The sequence below is a fragment of the Ensifer sp. NM-2 genome (genome assembly GCF_003024455.1).
Taxonomy (GTDB): domain Bacteria; phylum Pseudomonadota; class Alphaproteobacteria; order Rhizobiales; family Rhizobiaceae; genus Ensifer; species Ensifer canadensis.
Window position 1 is genome coordinate 13,951 of sequence record NZ_PVZR01000005.1, and the last position, 14,963, is coordinate 28,913.

15 protein-coding genes and 2 pseudogenes are annotated in these 14,963 nt (G+C 58.2%); 13 read left to right on the forward strand and 4 right to left on the reverse strand.

From position 1 onward, the window contains the following. Nucleotides 1–48: 48 nt before the first annotated feature. From C6558_RS11660 to C6558_RS11670, 3 genes and pseudogenes are all read left to right on the forward strand, one after another. Nucleotides 49–1,038, forward strand: coding sequence for a zinc-dependent alcohol dehydrogenase family protein (locus C6558_RS11660; RefSeq protein WP_057209184.1), 990 nt, complete (start codon nucleotides 49–51; stop codon nucleotides 1,036–1,038). 54 nt (nucleotides 1,039–1,092) lie between these two features. Beyond that, nucleotides 1,093–1,401, forward strand: a complete 309-nt coding sequence (locus tag C6558_RS11665; RefSeq protein ID WP_025431004.1) for a 4-oxalocrotonate tautomerase family protein — start codon at nucleotides 1,093–1,095, stop codon at nucleotides 1,399–1,401. A 48-nt stretch (nucleotides 1,402–1,449) separates the two neighbouring features. Next, nucleotides 1,450–1,832 (forward strand): annotated as a pseudogene (locus C6558_RS11670) (DUF983 domain-containing protein). A 239-nt stretch (nucleotides 1,833–2,071) separates the two neighbouring features. Here the strand turns inward: C6558_RS11670 and C6558_RS11675 are convergent. Then, complete coding sequence (locus C6558_RS11675; protein ID WP_199196999.1) at nucleotides 2,072–3,061, reverse strand: zinc-dependent alcohol dehydrogenase family protein; 990 nt, start codon at nucleotides 3,059–3,061, stop codon at nucleotides 2,072–2,074. 109 nt (nucleotides 3,062–3,170) lie between these two features. Here C6558_RS11675 and C6558_RS11680 point away from each other — a divergent pair, with 109 nt between their 5' ends. Together C6558_RS11680 and C6558_RS11685 are read left to right on the forward strand one after the other, a co-directional pair. Beyond that, nucleotides 3,171–4,040: a LysR family transcriptional regulator gene (locus C6558_RS11680; protein ID WP_057209210.1), complete on the forward strand. Its 870-nt coding sequence runs from the start codon at nucleotides 3,171–3,173 to the stop codon at nucleotides 4,038–4,040. 451 nt (nucleotides 4,041–4,491) lie between these two features. Further along, entirely contained in the window at nucleotides 4,492–4,929 is a 438-nt protein-coding gene (locus C6558_RS11685; RefSeq protein WP_057209180.1) for a VOC family protein, read from the forward strand. Nucleotides 4,930–5,054: 125 nt separating this feature from the next. Here C6558_RS11685 and C6558_RS11690 read toward each other — a convergent pair whose 3' ends face one another. Further along, nucleotides 5,055–6,026 carry a LysR family transcriptional regulator gene (locus tag C6558_RS11690; RefSeq protein WP_057209208.1) on the reverse strand — a complete coding sequence of 324 codons (972 nt, stop codon included), beginning with the start codon at nucleotides 6,024–6,026 and terminating at the stop codon, nucleotides 5,055–5,057. Between the two features lie 101 nt (nucleotides 6,027–6,127). On the opposite strand from C6558_RS11690, the gene C6558_RS11695 reads away from it, so the two are divergent. Both C6558_RS11695 and C6558_RS11700 read left to right on the forward strand, forming a co-directional pair. After that, nucleotides 6,128–7,102 (forward strand): MBL fold metallo-hydrolase, encoded by a 975-nt coding sequence (locus tag C6558_RS11695; RefSeq protein WP_057209177.1) that lies wholly within the window; start codon nucleotides 6,128–6,130, stop codon nucleotides 7,100–7,102. A 763-nt stretch (nucleotides 7,103–7,865) separates the two neighbouring features. After that, nucleotides 7,866–8,117 (forward strand): hypothetical protein, encoded by a 252-nt coding sequence (locus C6558_RS11700; RefSeq protein ID WP_146160879.1) that lies wholly within the window; start codon nucleotides 7,866–7,868, stop codon nucleotides 8,115–8,117. A 39-nt stretch (nucleotides 8,118–8,156) separates the two neighbouring features. Here C6558_RS11700 and C6558_RS11705 read toward each other — a convergent pair whose 3' ends face one another. Next, nucleotides 8,157–8,897 carry a 5-formyltetrahydrofolate cyclo-ligase gene (locus tag C6558_RS11705; RefSeq protein WP_347369215.1) on the reverse strand — a complete coding sequence of 247 codons (741 nt, stop codon included), beginning with the start codon at nucleotides 8,895–8,897 and terminating at the stop codon, nucleotides 8,157–8,159. A gap of 48 nt (nucleotides 8,898–8,945) precedes the next feature. Between C6558_RS11705 and C6558_RS11710 the strand changes: the two genes are divergently transcribed. Both C6558_RS11710 and C6558_RS11715 read left to right on the forward strand, forming a co-directional pair. Next, nucleotides 8,946–9,827, forward strand: a complete 882-nt coding sequence (locus C6558_RS11710) for a LysR family transcriptional regulator (RefSeq protein ID WP_057209172.1) — start codon at nucleotides 8,946–8,948, stop codon at nucleotides 9,825–9,827. 62 nt (nucleotides 9,828–9,889) lie between these two features. Beyond that, nucleotides 9,890–11,011: an HPP family protein gene (locus C6558_RS11715; RefSeq protein WP_107027276.1), complete on the forward strand. Its 1,122-nt coding sequence runs from the start codon at nucleotides 9,890–9,892 to the stop codon at nucleotides 11,009–11,011. 233 nt (nucleotides 11,012–11,244) lie between these two features. Here C6558_RS11715 and C6558_RS11720 read toward each other — a convergent pair whose 3' ends face one another. Continuing rightward, complete coding sequence (locus tag C6558_RS11720; RefSeq protein ID WP_244494682.1) at nucleotides 11,245–11,664, reverse strand: MarR family winged helix-turn-helix transcriptional regulator; 420 nt, start codon at nucleotides 11,662–11,664, stop codon at nucleotides 11,245–11,247. Nucleotides 11,665–11,819: 155 nt separating this feature from the next. Here C6558_RS11720 and C6558_RS11725 point away from each other — a divergent pair, with 155 nt between their 5' ends. The 4 genes and pseudogenes from C6558_RS11725 to C6558_RS11740 form a co-directional block, all read left to right on the forward strand. Further along, on the forward strand, nucleotides 11,820–13,613 hold the full coding sequence (locus C6558_RS11725; RefSeq protein ID WP_107027277.1) for a chloride channel protein: 1,794 nt from the start codon (nucleotides 11,820–11,822) through the stop codon (nucleotides 13,611–13,613). Between the two features lie 2 nt (nucleotides 13,614–13,615). Beyond that, nucleotides 13,616–13,903 carry a hypothetical protein gene (locus tag C6558_RS11730; protein WP_057223509.1) on the forward strand — a complete coding sequence of 96 codons (288 nt, stop codon included), beginning with the start codon at nucleotides 13,616–13,618 and terminating at the stop codon, nucleotides 13,901–13,903. A gap of 144 nt (nucleotides 13,904–14,047) precedes the next feature. After that, nucleotides 14,048–14,506 carry a hypothetical protein gene (locus tag C6558_RS40295; protein WP_063963334.1) on the forward strand — a complete coding sequence of 153 codons (459 nt, stop codon included), beginning with the start codon at nucleotides 14,048–14,050 and terminating at the stop codon, nucleotides 14,504–14,506. A 146-nt stretch (nucleotides 14,507–14,652) separates the two neighbouring features. Further along, a pseudogene (locus C6558_RS11740) lies at nucleotides 14,653–14,863 on the forward strand (LysR family transcriptional regulator); the annotation flags it as partial. Nucleotides 14,864–14,963: the final 100 nt, after the last annotated feature.

The following is a 14,963-nucleotide window of genomic DNA, read 5'->3' on the forward strand; positions in this document are numbered from 1 at the left end:
GAAGTTGGCGCACAGTCTCCCCCGACGAACGCTACAAGGAGACGCGAGATGCCGACGATGCGAGCAGCGGTGGTCGAAGCCGCGAATGGTCCTTTCCGGATTTCTGAATTGGAGCATCCGGTACCCAAGTCTGGCGAGGTGTTGGTTCGCATCTGGGCTAGCGGTGTGAATCCCCTGGATACTAAAATCCGTGCCGGAGCCGCGGCGCATGCCCGACATGAATTGCCTGCGATACTTGGAATCGATCTTGCCGGGGTCGTGAAGGAGGTTGGTGAGGGTGTGACGAGGCTTTCTCCCGGTGACGAGGTCTACGGGATGGCCGGAGGTGTGGGTGGTAATCAAGGATCACTTGCGCAGTACGCGGCGGTTGACGAGCGCCTTCTGGCAATCAAGCCATCGAACATCTCAATGCGCGAAGCGGCGGCACTGCCACTGATCTTCATCACTGCATGGGAGGGGCTCGTCGACCGAGTGAACGTTCAGGCTGGACAATCAGTTCTCGTAATTGGTGCTGGCGGGGGCGTCGGGCATATCGCTGTCCAGATCGCAGTGGCGTTGGGAGCTAACGTGTGTGCCGTCGATTCGGGGAGCAAGGGAGACTACCTCCGCAGCCTGGGAGCAACGCCGATCGACTATTCCTCCGATGACGTTGAGACCTACGTTGCAAAGCACTCAGGCGGCAAAGGATTCGATGTCGTTTACGACACCGTCGGCGGCGCGGGATTGGACGTCGCATTCAAGGCCGTCGCCCGATTCGGACATGTGGTGAGTTGCCTTGGTTGGGGAACTCATGCCCTGGCTCCCCTCTCATTCAAGTCTGCTACCTACTCTGGTGTCTTCACTCTGATCCCACTGCTGACCGGTGATGGGCGTGAGCACCATGGCGATATCATGCGGGAGGCTACGAAACTGGTGGAGGCAGGGAAGGTGTCGCCACGCCTCGACCCGAGGACATTTACGCTCGAGACCGCTGCCAGCGCCCACGAGCTAATCGAGACCCGAAAGGCCAATGGCAAACTTGTTGTTGACCTCGATTAATGGGGGTCGGCCCTGTCGCCTTTCCCCCAACCAAAGAACCTTGAGGAGAATACGATGCCCTTTGTGAACATCAAACTCGTGGATGGTGTGTTTACAAGCACCCAAAAACACGCGCTGGCGAAGGCGATCACCGATGTGATGGTCAAGTTCGAAGGCTCCGAGGCGTTCCGTTCCGTTACCTGGGTTCTGATAGAGGAGCTTCACACCGATGGCTGGCACATTGGCGGGCAACCCTTCGCCGGGCCATCCTCGCTAATGGAAACCCTTGGCCGCTCTAAGGCCGTCTACGAGATGATTGACGGGAACCCGACGTCTCGTGACGAGTTTGCAGCGGCGTTGCCACCCAAGGCCGAGGCCAGCTAGCCGTCAACAGCACATCCATCTCGATTTCGATGGTGAGGGAACGGATACATGACCATCGACTACAACGAGACTACCAATCCTGAGCTCACCGGATTCAAGGGGCGTTGTCCGCGTTGTCAACGGGGACACCTGTTTAACGGGCTCCTGTCATTGGCGCCGTCTTGTGAGGTCAGTGGTCTGGACTATGCGTTCGCTGACCCTGCGGACGGCCCGCATTTTTCGCCATGAGTATCGTGGCCGTTCCCGCGCTTGCTTTCGCTCTGTGGCTCCAACTGACATTCGAGCCCTCGCTCTGGGTACATCTTTCAACTCTACCTTTAACCACGGCAGCATGTGTCGTGCTGTTGAGGCCTTTGAAAGGCTGGCTGGTATGCTCCCAATACTTTCATAAAGCCGAAGAAGGCCACATCGATCGGGACTGGCGAAGTTGAATGGAAGACCTCGCGTCGGCGCGGAGGCAGTCTTGTTCGCCGTCGGGATCACGGTCCGTTCGAACGAAAGGTCCTTTGCTGCTAAACCAGACACACCAGATCTGTTCCACCAAGCCGTCCCGCATGATCTTTTGCGAGCGAGACAAAGAGAAGGACATCCTCGCGTCTGGGTGTATGCAGAACTCGATGGGATTGCAAGGCAAACGGGTCCCGGCCATGATGACGCGGGACCCTGGCCTTTAAGCGATGTCTATGACGAGCTTTCCGTCAACCTTGCCGGCTTCAATCAGCTCGTGGGCCGCCATCACATTCTCAAGTGTGAAGGACCGATCGTCGAGACGCGGCATCAACTGACCACTTTCTGCAAGGCGCGTTGCTTCCCGCATGATGTCCCCGTGATGCTCACGACCTTCGCCAGTGAGTAGCGGAAGCAGTGTGAACACGCCGGAGTATGTCGCCGCCTTGAATGAAAGCGGGGCGAGGGCGTGCGAGCCCCAGCCGAGGCAGCTAACCACATGCCCAAAGCGGGCGACTGCCTTGAACGCAGTGTCCAGGCCAGCGCCGCCAAGGGTGTCGTAGACGACATCGAATCCTTGTCCTTGCGTATACTTGACTGAGTATTCTTCCACTGTTTCTGTGGCATAGTCGATCGGCGTCGCATCGAGGCTCTTGATGTAGTCAGCCTTGCGCGCTACATCGACTGCATAGACATCCGCGCCAAACGATTTGGCAATCTGAACTGCTACGTGTCCGACCCCGCCACCGCCACCGAGGACGAGCACCTTCTGGCCAGCCCGGACGCCCACACGGTCCACGAGGCCTTCCCACGCCGTGATGAAGATGAGCGGTAGCGCAGCCGCTTCACGCATGGAAAGGTGAGATGGCTTAATGGCCAGCAGCCGCGCATCGACGGCCGCAAATTCTGCCAGCGAACCTTGAACGCCGGCTACACCGCCTGTCATGCCGTAGACTTCATCTCCGCGGCGAAACCCAGTCACGCCTACACCGACTTCTTCAACAATCCCAGCAAGGTCGATACCCAGGATTGCGGGAAGCGGATGACGGGCGTGAGCGGCTGCACCAGCGCGGATTTTCGTGTCCAATGGATTTACGCCACTCGCCTTTACGCGGACGAGCACCTGACCTTCGTCCGAAACCGGTGGTGCAATCTGCGCGACGCGGAATTCGGTACCGTGATTTTCAAGAACTAATGCTTTCATCGTGCCCATAGGATTGATCCCTTTCACTTGATGTCAGCACTTTGCTCTGGAAGCTTCCGAATGGACATCATATAGATTGTATGTTGATCATGCATTTTTGAATGGGTCGTAAGTGATGATGGAATGGAGCGACATTCGTCTTTTCCTTGCGATCGCGAGGGAAGGAACGCTGGGTGCGGCCGCGAGAAAGTTGGGCCTGACGCAGCCGACTATGGGAAGACGGCTAAAAACCCTTGAGGCCGCGGTCGGCCACTCGCTGTTCCAGCGCACACCGGACGGGTTTGTCCTGACAGATGAGGGCACCGTCGTAATGGGGCACGCCGAACGGATGGAGGAGGAGGCGATCGCACTCCAGCGCCAACTTGCGGGTACCGAGAACACGTTGTCCGGCACCTTGCGGATATCCTGCTCTGACTGGTTCGGCGTCCATGTTCTCGCCCCCATCCTTGCCGACTTCAGACGTGTGCATCCCAATGTAATCATCGAGATTCTCACTGACGCCAGGCTTTTGAACCTGGCGCGTCGCGAAGCCGATCTGGTTTTCCGGATACGGTCCTTCACCGAGCCGGAAGTCATTTCACGCAAGCTACTGCATATTCCCTATGGCCTGTATGTCGCCAAAGGATCGGACGACCCTTCGCCCGGCTCCGGAGCAGGATTTAGTGTGATCATTATGGACGAGGCATTTGGAAGCATGCCCGACGTCGGTTGGATTAAGAGTCGATTCCCGAATGCGGACGTTTCCATGCGAAGCAATAATCGCGATGTTCAGGCACGGTTATGCGCAGATGGTGCAGGTATGGCCGTTCTTCCGAGGCCGCTGGGGGACTCGATGGAGGGGTTGAAGCGTGTCGACGTGTCGGAGGCTCCCCCTGGAAGGGATACTTGGTTCGGGTATCATCAGGATCTTCGACGACTTCCACGGCTTCGAGCGCTTATTCAGTTTGTTGGTGAGCAAGCGCAAATAATACAGCGCCTATATCGCTAATGCCGCCTCTGCGCGCAGCGGGCGTATTTGAACGCTTGTCAGACCGCGGCCTACCCGCATCCAAGGCGTCCAAGGCTAGATCTGACTGGCCTCGTCCAGCAGGTCGACTCTCGTAGTCCGGGCGGAAGAAATTGCGCGTCGTAGGTCATGCTGCGCGCCTCTCCGGCGACAGACTTTGAAGCCAGTGTTCATGACGAGCCCGCGAATCGCCCGCTCGTGGCTTATGAGGACTGCTGCGAAAACAGGATGCGCTCGACGTCGGACATCTGCGCGCGGTGGATTCGAGCTCGCTTCTAAAAGACAATTCGGCGGACGGCCCGTGATCCGAGCTTCTGATCTGGGCAGCAGCGAAAATAGGTCCGATGGCCGCCGGAAACGAGGCAATTCAAGCGTCCGTTGTTGGACCGAGCGACACCTTGTAGTCTGGAGCAACACATTGGAGATTGGACACATGGCGCTCAGGCGGATGGACAACGTAGGAATCGTCGTCGAAGATCTGGCAGGGTCGATTGATTTCTTTCGCGAACTCGGCCTCGAGCTCGAAGGGCGGACCACGATCGAAGGGGAATGGGCTGGACGTGTCACTGGGCTGGGCGATCAGCATGTCGAGATTGCCATGATGCGCACGCCAGACGGCCATAGTCGGCTAGAGCTCTCCCGCTTCCTCTCCCCGCCTGTGATTGCAGATCACCGGAACGCTCCGGTTAACGCCCTAGGCTACCTGCGCGTCATGTTCACCGTGGACGACATTGACGAGACGCTTGAAAGGCTCCGCACCCGCGGCGCGCAGCTCGTAGGCGAAGTAGTCCAGTATAGAGACGCTTACCGCCTCTGCTACGTCCGTGGGCCTGAAGGACTTCTCATCGGGCTCGCCCAAGAGCTCAACTGAGCGCAAGAGACGACGAACAGCCAGAAGTCACCAATGTCTGCGAGTGCGTCCGAGGCGGGCCTGTTCGGGCCGGCTCGCCCACCAAGGTCACCGTCAACTGCCTCGCGCCCAGCGCTCCCGCCGGCTCAAGGGTTGGAGATCGGGGCAACAGGCCGTTCAAACCTATCGGCAACGCCGTTGCTCGCGAGACTGTCGCGGATCTGCTGTCGAACCCAGTAATTTGCGGCGTCGCTGTCGGAGTGTTTTGCCCAAACCATGTTCACGGGCGGGAAGGTCAATGATACTGGCAACGGGCTGACCTCCAATCCCAATAGCGGCCCGTATCGTTCGGCAATCCGCGCAGGCACTGTGGCTATGACGGGGCTGAGCTGCGCCGCGGACAGAACGGACATGTAGCCTGGTGCCGCTGCAACAACGTTGAGATCCACCCCCGCAATCTCCAGCGCATCTTTGATGCACCCATGCAAGGTTTCATTCTGGGATATAGTCGAATGTTCAGCGGACAGATATTCGTCAAGTCCGACGGGATTAGACAGTGCGATAAGGTCTGGATTGAAGCAACAAGCCACTCCCGTCTCGTAAAGCTTCTCAAACGATCGGCGGCTTGTCAGGGTATAGGTGCAGCCAACGGCAAGATCTATCGACCCGTCCTCAAGGGAAGGCTCCATCGCCTCGTACGGGAAGACGCGCGCGAGTATCTTGATGCCGGGAGCGAGCCGTCGCAAACGCGCCGTCAAATCCGGAATAAGCAAGAGTTCGATTTCCGGAGACATTGCAATGCGAAAAATTCGTTCCTCTGTAGCCGGATCGAACTCCTCGCCGCCTGTCAGCGCCAATTGGGCTTGCCGCAACGCCTTGCGCACGGGCACGGCGAGGCTCCGGGCTCGCGCGGTAGGTTGCATAACCTGTCCGACGCGTATGAATAACTCGTCCTGTAACAGCACGCGCAACGTCGAAAGCGAATGGCTCATCGCTGGCTGTTGGATTTTCAAGCGTCGCGCGGCTTTCGTAACATTTCCTTCAGCCATCAACGCATCGAAAGCGACGAGGAGATTGAGATCGAAGGAGCGAAGATTGAAATGATCGATAGTTGTCATGACCTGCATCGATTTGCGTGCTGATGCCCCGGAACATATTTGCTCTCCAGGTCAGTTCAAGGCCTGAGTTCTGGAAACCTGACAGCATCTGGAGTTTTTTAATGCACACACGCCGTTCGCTTCTCATCAACACAGCTGGATTTGCGGTCGCCGCCGGGACCGTGGCAGCGTTTCCGGCTGGCGTCTTTGCCAAGGCGCCCATCGTCGGCACGCAAGCCGCTGGCTTTTATCGGATAAAGCTCGGCGACTACGAGATTACCGCCCTCTCCGACGGCACGGTGAAGCTGCCGATGTCCAAAATCTACAGAAACATGGATGAAAAGGAGATCGGCACTTACCTGACTGACCGGTTTCAATCGAGCTCTAGCGAAACTTCTGTCAATGCCTACCTTGTCAACATGGGCGGGCGCCTGGTTCTCATCGATACCGGCACGGGCGACCTGATGGGCCCGGCGTTGGGCAAGCTTGCGACCAATATCCGTGCAGCGGGTTACAACGTTTCCGACATCGACGACGTCATTCTGACCCACATCCACGCCGACCACTCAGGCGGGCTCGTTGCCAACGGCAGCCGCGTGTATGAAAACGCCGTCCTACATGTCAACCAGCGAGAGGCCAAGTTTTGGCTAAACGCAGATCCCAAGGCTAAAACAGACAAGGTGCTCGGCCCGCAGATCGCTCAGGCTGAGAAATGTGTCGGCCCCTATGTCGACGCCGGCAAATTTGAAACCTTCGATGACAATGGTACGCCTGTTGCCGGTTTTGGAACAATCCTGCTGGCCGGTCATACACCTGGTCACAGCGGTATCGTCGTGGAGAGCAATAGCGAAAAGATCGTGTTCTGGGGTGATATCGCCCATGGCGATGTTCTCCAGTATGATCATCCGGAAGTGACTGTCGAATTCGACGTGGATCAGAGCGCAGCAGCATCGACCCGGGCAGCCGCGTTCGCCGAAGCCGCTGATCAGCGGTATTTGGTCGCCGGTGCCCATCATGCGTTTCCTGGGATCGGCCACGTTCGTCGGGATGAGAGCAATTATGACTGGGTACCGCTGGTCTATCGTGCCCAGTACTAACGCTGTCAGACCCTGCCAGGTGGGCACGGCTTTATCGAAAAACAGACCGCCATTCACAACGAAAGTTGTGGATGGTGTTTCGTTAGCTGCAGAGCCCAGTCCCACAGTGGTCTGTTTGGGCTTTTGTCGGCATCATTCGGTTCGAAGTCTAATTGTGACGGGTGGATCGTTGGAGAAATGGGCAATGGTTCGAGAGCAACGTTCTACCGCTTACCCCGGAGTTCCCGCAGTTATCGGCACATGACCTGCCTTGTGATCCCTGAGGGGTGAATTTCTTTCCCGGCTCATGAAACCAAATACTTCATGTCAGCATTGAGAATGTCATGGGCGGACTAGTGAAACGAGGGGCAATCCAAGAATGCTCGCTCGTCAAGGACCTGCCGCTGAATCTTCATCCAGCTGCGACTAGAGCCTCGGCGGTTTTGAACCGCCCCAGGTTTCTGGACCAGCGTGCCAGGCTACCCCATGCTCTGCCGCCTTTGAACTCATCGAGGCGATCACGCCGAAGCCTTGTATGCGATTACTTAATCTGCACATCGAATGGACAAGCTCTCTGCTCACGTGCCGGATTTTCCGGCAATCCGGTCTCCTGGCATAGGGTTCGAGCGCGCCGCAGCCAGGATGTTGCCGCCTGGCCCGGCTTTTGCTTTCCTCCTTCTGAAGCACGAACTCAAGGATTGGGCAGACGATGTGGAATGGATTGTTGCTATCGCTGTTGCTGAGCGTTTCGATAGGGTTCAGTGTCAAGGGAGCGACTTCCGGATTGAACGAACAGGTTGAGGAGGCGCGCGGTAACGCGGTGCGGACAACGGTCCACACATCCGTCGGCCTGACTGCGCTCGGCCTGGTGTTCAGCTATCAAGGCCTCTGGCTTGGCGTCGCGGCGGTGTTGTTTGGGATCGGGCTTTCGCTCGTGGCCGCCCGACTGGTTTCGCAGACGGTCTCGCTCGTCATCTCGACTGTGGCTCTCTGCTCCTACCTTCACCTGGCGGGCCCGTTAGTTTTAACCGTTTGACCGCCGGCCGGAGAACCGGCGCGACTTCGAGCACTGACCTCATGTTCGCAACCGCGTCCTCACCTCGGTCACGACCGCGTTCATGGCAATGTCGTGCCATTGCGGACGGATACTCTCCATCTTCTGCAATTCGAACCCCACCCCGATCACAAGGGGCTTTGGTGTGAGACCGGCGAGTGTACGGTCATAATAACCGCCGCCATAGCCCAGACGGAAACCGCCTTCGTCGAAACCCACCACAGGTGCGATCACGATCGAGGGTTTGATATCCTGCCCGGCGGCCGGTATCGGTATGCCCCACACGCCCCTTTCCAGCGGTTCACCCTGTCGCCACGATCGAAAGCTTAATGGCTGCGCTTTTGCGGCAACCACCGGCAACAGGCAGTTGGCGCCACGGGCAACAAGCGCGTTCATCCAGGGACGTAGATCCGGTTCGCCCCGAAACGGCCAGTAAAGAGCGATCGCCTTGCCTTCAACGTCGGGCAAGAGTGCATCAATCGTTGCTTGGATAGCCTGCGTCCACGTGGCGCGTTCCGCGGCAGATCGTGTTTGTCTTGCATTGATGAGCACTTGACGCTGTTGGTGGCGCCAAACATAGGTCGAAGCTGGGTTTGCCTGCTCGAGTCCCATATATGCAGCATCTACCTCGCTCATGAGACATGGGGGAGACGAATAGGTCGGCGGAATGTCGTCCTCATTGTTCCGGTTCATGATCGTCTGCCTTTCTCCTGATCTCGCGAAGTTTCGAAATTCAGTTCCTGCGGTCGCCTTGATTATCATTCCGATTTCAAGAACAATAGGGCAGTTTCATTCTTCTTGCAGGCTAAAATGGACTTCACGAGCCTTGAAATCTTTCTCGCTGTCGCCGAGCATGCCAGCGTGACGCGCGCTGCCGTCGCGGCCGAACGCGCGCCTTCCAACGTGACGAACCGCATTCGCGCACTTGAGGAAGAGCTGGGCGTTGAACTCTTCAGTCGCGAAGGCAAGAAGATGACCCTCACGCGGGATGGCCGCCTGTTTCGCTCATATGCCTGCCGTCTGATTGCGCTTGGGAAGGAGGCACGCAGTGCGTTGAACCCGACGCGCATGCCAAATACGCTCCGTCTAGGCACTATGGAAAGCACGGCTGCCGCGCGCCTGCCCCTGGTGCTGCAGGCGTTCAACCTGGCTCACCCGGATATCTCCGTGCGGTTGACAATGGGATCGTCAGAGGAATTGACCCGGGCCGTCCTCGCCGAGGAAATCGACTGCGCGTTGATCGCACGGATGCCGATCGACATTGTCGATGCGCCGTCAGACCTGCCCGGTGATCTTGACGCTGAGCCGATATACCGGGAAGAAGTTCTCATCGTGCTGCCGGCGTCCCACCCGCCGATCGCGACGGTTGCGGACGTGCGCGTTGCTTCCCTTGCGGCGCTTGAGCCCGGCTGCACCTACCGGCGCATGGCGGAGAAATGGACCAGGTCAGCCGGATCGATTACAACCACGGAAGTCTCTTCATATCATGCGATTTTGGCGAGCGTCGCGTCCGGCGACGCGATCGGCGTGGTGCCGAGATCCGTATTTGATCTCATGGACTGGGGGGCGGTCAGGATATACCCGTTGCGCGATGTTGAGACGTTGCTTGTGAGCCGCAAGGACAGACGCTCTCCGGCGGTCGAGATCCTGCATCAAGCGATGCTGGCCAATCTCGGCTCATACGCACACTGACCTTCTCGGCTGGCAGCCGGCTGGACCGATTCTTACATGCACTGCCAAAAACGGAAACTTCCATGGACGCTTCACCCAACATCGTGCCTCCTTCAAAGCCGCCCCGCCGTTTCTTTGTGCCAATTCTCGCCGGGGCGACACTGCGCGAGCGCCTTGTTGGCTGCCTCGGGGCGCTCGTTGGTATTCTGCTGACCGGCATGATCAGCGGCAGCGTCTTTGGTGGCGGTGCCAGTCTTCCTCTGATCGTGGCGCCCATGGGTGCATCCGCCGTTCTCCTGTTCGCCGTGCCGGCCAGCCCGCTTGCTCAACCCTGGTCGATTATCGGGGGCAATACGATCTCGGCCTTTATCGGCGTCCTGTCGGCGATGCTGGTGCCCGATCCGCTGATCGCGACGGGTATCGGCGTCGCGCTCGCGATCGCTGTGATGTCGTTTGCCCGCTGCCTCCATCCGCCAGGCGGTGCAGCGGCCCTGACCGCGGTGCTTGGTGGGCCGGTCGTTGCAAGTTGGGGGCTTTTGTTCCCGCTGGTGCCCGTCGCGCTGAACTCCTGCCTGCTGGTCGGGCTTGGCGTGCTGTTCCACAAAGTGGCGAGACGCAACTATCCACATGTTCCGGTGCCCGTTGCAAACGCGCATCAGACGGTTGATCCGCCTTCGGATCGGCGCGGTGGTTTCACGGGCGCAGACGTCGACGCTGCACTCGAAGCGCTGGGGGAAACATTCGATATCACCCGGGACGATCTCGAACGGTTGTTGAGGCAGGTCGAATTGCAGGCTGCGATCCGCGCGACGTCGAATATTCTGTGCAGGGATATCATGTCGCGCGACGTCATCAGCGTCCGGGACAGTGACGACAGCGCGTTGGCGCGCTCGCTCTTGCTCAAGCACAATGTTCGCGTCCTGCCAGTCAAGGACATCGACAACCGGCTCGTCGGCACCGTTGGGCTCAGGGAGCTTTCAGACCCTGACGTCCTGCTGTCGGACCATCTCGCTGTTCCCGTAATCGCCGGCCCCGATGATCGGGCGATGAGCCTGCTGCCCGCCTTGACCAGTGGCACAATTCACGCCGTCATCATCGTTGACAATCATAGTCGTGTTCTGGGGCTGATTTCGCAAACCGACCTGCTTGCAGCCGCAGCGAAGGCAATCCCCGACCGCGAAATTGCGGGCCGAGTGGCAGTGTAACGCCATTGCCGACGGCAAGTCTCTCTCCTCTATTTTTCAGGTCATGCAGTTATACGGCAAACCAGCCGTGGACCCAGCCCGCAGGTTTCATTAAATTCGAAGCACATTGGTGAGCGGAAGTGCGGATCCGAGCAAATCAAGAAAACATGGCTGCCTGCCGGCCGGCGGAGACGCCTGTCCTTGAATCATTTCTTCCCAAGCGTTCTGCATGCGAGGCACCAGTCACGCCATGGTCAGGATTCGGGAAAAGGATCTTCGGCCTGGAGATCGCTGAGCAGCTCTATCAGGCGCGGCGCCATATCACGGATCTCTATCAGGTGAACGGTACTCAGTCGCTTCAAGACGTCCGCAGCCCGGGTGGTAAGCGCGAGTGTCTGCCGGCGTTTGTCGGCAGGATCGGGCGCACGCGTGACATAGCCGGCTAAGACCAGTCGCTCGACAAGTTCGGATGCGGTGTGCGGTGCGATAAGGAGGCGCTCCGCCAGGAGCCCGACGGTCATGGGTGTGTCCCCACGATCGCCTTTTATGGCCAACAGGGCCTGATGCTGCTGACTGGGAAGCCCTTCCTGGTGAGCAGCTGACGTCGAAAACTCCGAAAACCGGCGCAAGATGTAGCGCAGATTGGCAAGGGCCTCGTAGTCGGCGTCAGTGATTTCATCTCTCTTTTTTTTCACCGTTCGCACCAAAGTGTTCCGCTGGCCTCGTCCATACACGCCCAGGAACAGCCTGCCAACTTCGACTTGATTTATATCGTAGTGCGATATAATAGCGCTGTCGCCCTCCATTCTGCGTCTCAACAGGTCTCTCGATGCCATCAAAACTCTCCCACCCGCACGGACACGATTTTATGGGTGGCATTGCTCGCCGCGAAGCTGGCGATTTCACAACGGACCGGCGCGTGCTTCTGCTGATCGGCCTGGCCCTGATTATCGGTACTGGGGGCGCCCTTGCGGCCTGGCTCCTCGTCAACCTGATAGCCCTAGTGACCAATATCATCTGGTTCGGGCGGGTGAGCACCGAGGAGGTTCGCATTGCCGAGGTCGTCTTCTCGCCCTGGATGGTTTTGATCCCTGTCATCGGCGGGCTTGTCATCGGCCTGATGGCACGCTTCGGCTCGGAGAAGATCCGAGGACACGGCATACCCGAAGCGATAGAGGCGATCCTTATTGGCGGCAGCCGCATGTCGGCGAAGGTTGCCGTCTTGAAGCCACTGTCGTCGGCACTTTCGATTGGCACGGGAGGGCCGTTCGGGGCCGAAGGGCCGATCATCATGACCGGTGGCGCGATCGGTTCGCTGTTTGCGCAGTTTTTCCACTTGAGTGCAGCGGAGCGCAAAACGTTACTGGTTGCTGGCGCGGCAGCGGGTATGACGGCGATTTTCGGCTCACCGGTTGCCGCCGTCATGCTTGCGGTAGAGCTGCTTTTGTTTGAATGGAAACCCCGTAGCTTCATTCCCGTCGTAGTTTCGGTCTGTGTCGCCATAACCTGGCGTCCGCTGTTGTTCGGCAACGGTCCGCTGTTTCCAACGCATTTCCAGACGAGCCTTCCCTGGTGGGGTATTCTCGTTTGTGCGGGGGTGGGTGTTGCCTCCGGTCTTCAATCGGGTCTCCTCACGACCTTGCTTTACAAGGTCGAGGATCTTTTCGAACGGCTACCGATCCACTGGATGTGGTGGCCGGCGCTTGGCGGTCTTGCCGTTGGACTTGGCGGACTGGTGGAACCTCGTGCGCTGGGCGTCGGCTACGATGTCATCGAAGGATTGCTGCATAACAACATCCCGACCTCGACGGTGGTCGCCATTCTCCTAGTCAAGGCTTTTATCTGGCTGATCGCGCTCTCATCCGGTACGTCAGGTGGCGTGCTTGCACCGCTTTTGATCCTGGGAGGCGCGCTGGGATGGCTGCTCGGCCTGGCACTGCCAGGAGATCCGGGGTTCTGGGCGCTCCTAGGTATGGCAGCGATGATGGGTGGGACAATGCGTGCCCCACTCACCGGAACGTTTTTCGCGATCGAGATTACGGGCGACCTTGAATCGCTTATTCCTTTGTTGTCCGCGACGATCGCTGCTTATGCAGTCACCGTGCTCTTGTTGCGGCGTTCCATACTGACGGAAAAAATTGCCCGCAGGGGACAGCACATTACCCGCGAATACGGTGTTGATCCCTTCGAGTCCACGCGCGCCCGCGACATCATGGTCAACACCGTCGACACCTTAGCAGCAACCATGTCCATAGAGGACGTCTGCATGCATTTCGCCTTAACGGACGAAGCGCACCGGACCTATCCGGTCGTGGATGGCGATGGCGCGCTCATCGGCGTCGTGTCCCGGTCCGACGCGCTGCGGTGGCAGCGGGAGCCTGACGTCGGCGTCGAACTGTTGAAAGACAAGATATCGGACACATCGATTCCGATCGGGCACCCCGATGATACCGTTGGCCACATCGCGGATATCATGATTGCGAGCGACGTCGCCCGAATACCCGTTATCGATCCGACTTCCAGAAGCCTGGTCGGTCTCATCGCGCGAAAAGATCTTCTCCGGCTGAGGCAGACCCAGAAATCTGCTGAACTGGAGCGACGACCATACATCGGAAGGACGTGATTGTGCGGAGACAGCCAGCAATCGCGTTGTGCAGACGCATTCTCGCCAGACACCGTGGCCCGGACCGAGCTGCTTATCATGAGCAGTTCGACCTCGACATCTTCCGCGACCTGGAGAACGCCAATCTTGGCTTCTCCGTCGGGGCGGAAACATCGGCTCGCTCAGGTCTCGATCACGCGAACAGCGGGACTGCTTTTACCTGGGACGAGATCGGCATCGAGGATCTGAAGGGTAAGATGATCGAAGCGCGAGATCTGTTGAGGATTGGCGTCCGAACGAGCGGGATGTGATGGCGGATCATCATTGACACGCCAGTTAATCGGATTCAGCCTCTCACCGGATCTGGGTGACGCTGGTTGAGCGATTAACTAGAAACCGTTCGGAATAACGCCTGATTCGACATTGCAATCAACACGCAATCCCTTGGAGGTCTCATGAATCGCTCGACCCGCTTTGACCTTACCAATGACCTATCTTGGGTACCTGTCGATTATAGGAGCGATGCGCGTAGCGGCGAGGCGTTGGATCCCCAAGTTTATACAGAAGGCTATCTCGCAGACCCTACGGAGTGGCACTGGTCTACCTATGATGGCCCGCCGGAGATCAAACTCAGACGTGTGATGGCCATCCTGGAGCAAGCCCGCCTACCGGAACATGATAAAGCCATTCGCCAACTCGGTGTCGGCCCTTTCGAAGATATGATGAGCCACTGGTTGCTCGATCACCTTGAAGCCTACATGCCCTTTAACGATACACTCCGCCAGGCCCTTGAGGGACTTTACATTTTCAACGAGCCGCAAGCGGTGCAGGACCGGTTAGCGCGAATGATGAAGGCAAGCGAAAAGGCGACAGGCATACGACCAAATAGAGATAATCAAACGCGAAATCCCTGACTTCGAACTTTGTACAAAGACAGGGTGTGTCATCATCCGTGACGCGGACGAGACGCTGGCCGACCTTGTAGCGGCCCACCGCGAAGTTGACGCGGTTCTACCGACCGATGGAAACGGCGGTCGAGAGCGTCGTCCATACCTGGTGCAACACCTTCTCGCTGGTGTCACTCGTCTCGGCCGTTCTTGGTATCGGCTTTGCCCCGGAATGGACGCTTGATCTTCCCAACGGCAATTTCGAACTGAGAAAGGTGAGGGGGGCGAATTCAGGATCGGGCTTGGGTCGCCTGGTCCAATAATGAACCGACTGCCGCCAGAGACGACATTATCGATATAGCACGAGCTCTGGACAGAGCGGGAAGTGATAGGCGAGGTGGCGAAAACCTCGTTGTCTCGGGTCCCTCAATCAAACGGATCGGCTTGACCGGGCTTCCCGGATCCCCGCCGTTGCAATGCTGAT

Coding starts and splice junctions, on each gene's coding strand:
- C6558_RS11660 (WP_057209184.1), top strand. CDS start 49: ATGCCGACGATGCGAGCAGCGGTGGTCGAAGCCGCGAATGGTCCTTTC.
- C6558_RS11665 (WP_025431004.1), top strand. CDS start 1,093: ATGCCCTTTGTGAACATCAAACTCGTGGATGGTGTGTTTACAAGCACC.
- C6558_RS11675 (WP_199196999.1), bottom strand. CDS start 3,061: ATGGGCACGATGAAAGCATTAGTTCTTGAAAATCACGGTACCGAATTC.
- C6558_RS11680 (WP_057209210.1), top strand. CDS start 3,171: ATGGAATGGAGCGACATTCGTCTTTTCCTTGCGATCGCGAGGGAAGGA.
- C6558_RS11685 (WP_057209180.1), top strand. CDS start 4,492: ATGGCGCTCAGGCGGATGGACAACGTAGGAATCGTCGTCGAAGATCTG.
- C6558_RS11690 (WP_057209208.1), bottom strand. CDS start 6,026: ATGACAACTATCGATCATTTCAATCTTCGCTCCTTCGATCTCAATCTC.
- C6558_RS11695 (WP_057209177.1), top strand. CDS start 6,128: ATGCACACACGCCGTTCGCTTCTCATCAACACAGCTGGATTTGCGGTC.
- C6558_RS11705 (WP_347369215.1), bottom strand. CDS start 8,897: ATGATAATCAAGGCGACCGCAGGAACTGAATTTCGAAACTTCGCGAGA.
- C6558_RS11710 (WP_057209172.1), top strand. CDS start 8,946: ATGGACTTCACGAGCCTTGAAATCTTTCTCGCTGTCGCCGAGCATGCC.
- C6558_RS11715 (WP_107027276.1), top strand. CDS start 9,890: ATGGACGCTTCACCCAACATCGTGCCTCCTTCAAAGCCGCCCCGCCGT.
- C6558_RS11725 (WP_107027277.1), top strand. CDS start 11,820: ATGCCATCAAAACTCTCCCACCCGCACGGACACGATTTTATGGGTGGC.
- C6558_RS40295 (WP_063963334.1), top strand. CDS start 14,048: ATGAATCGCTCGACCCGCTTTGACCTTACCAATGACCTATCTTGGGTA.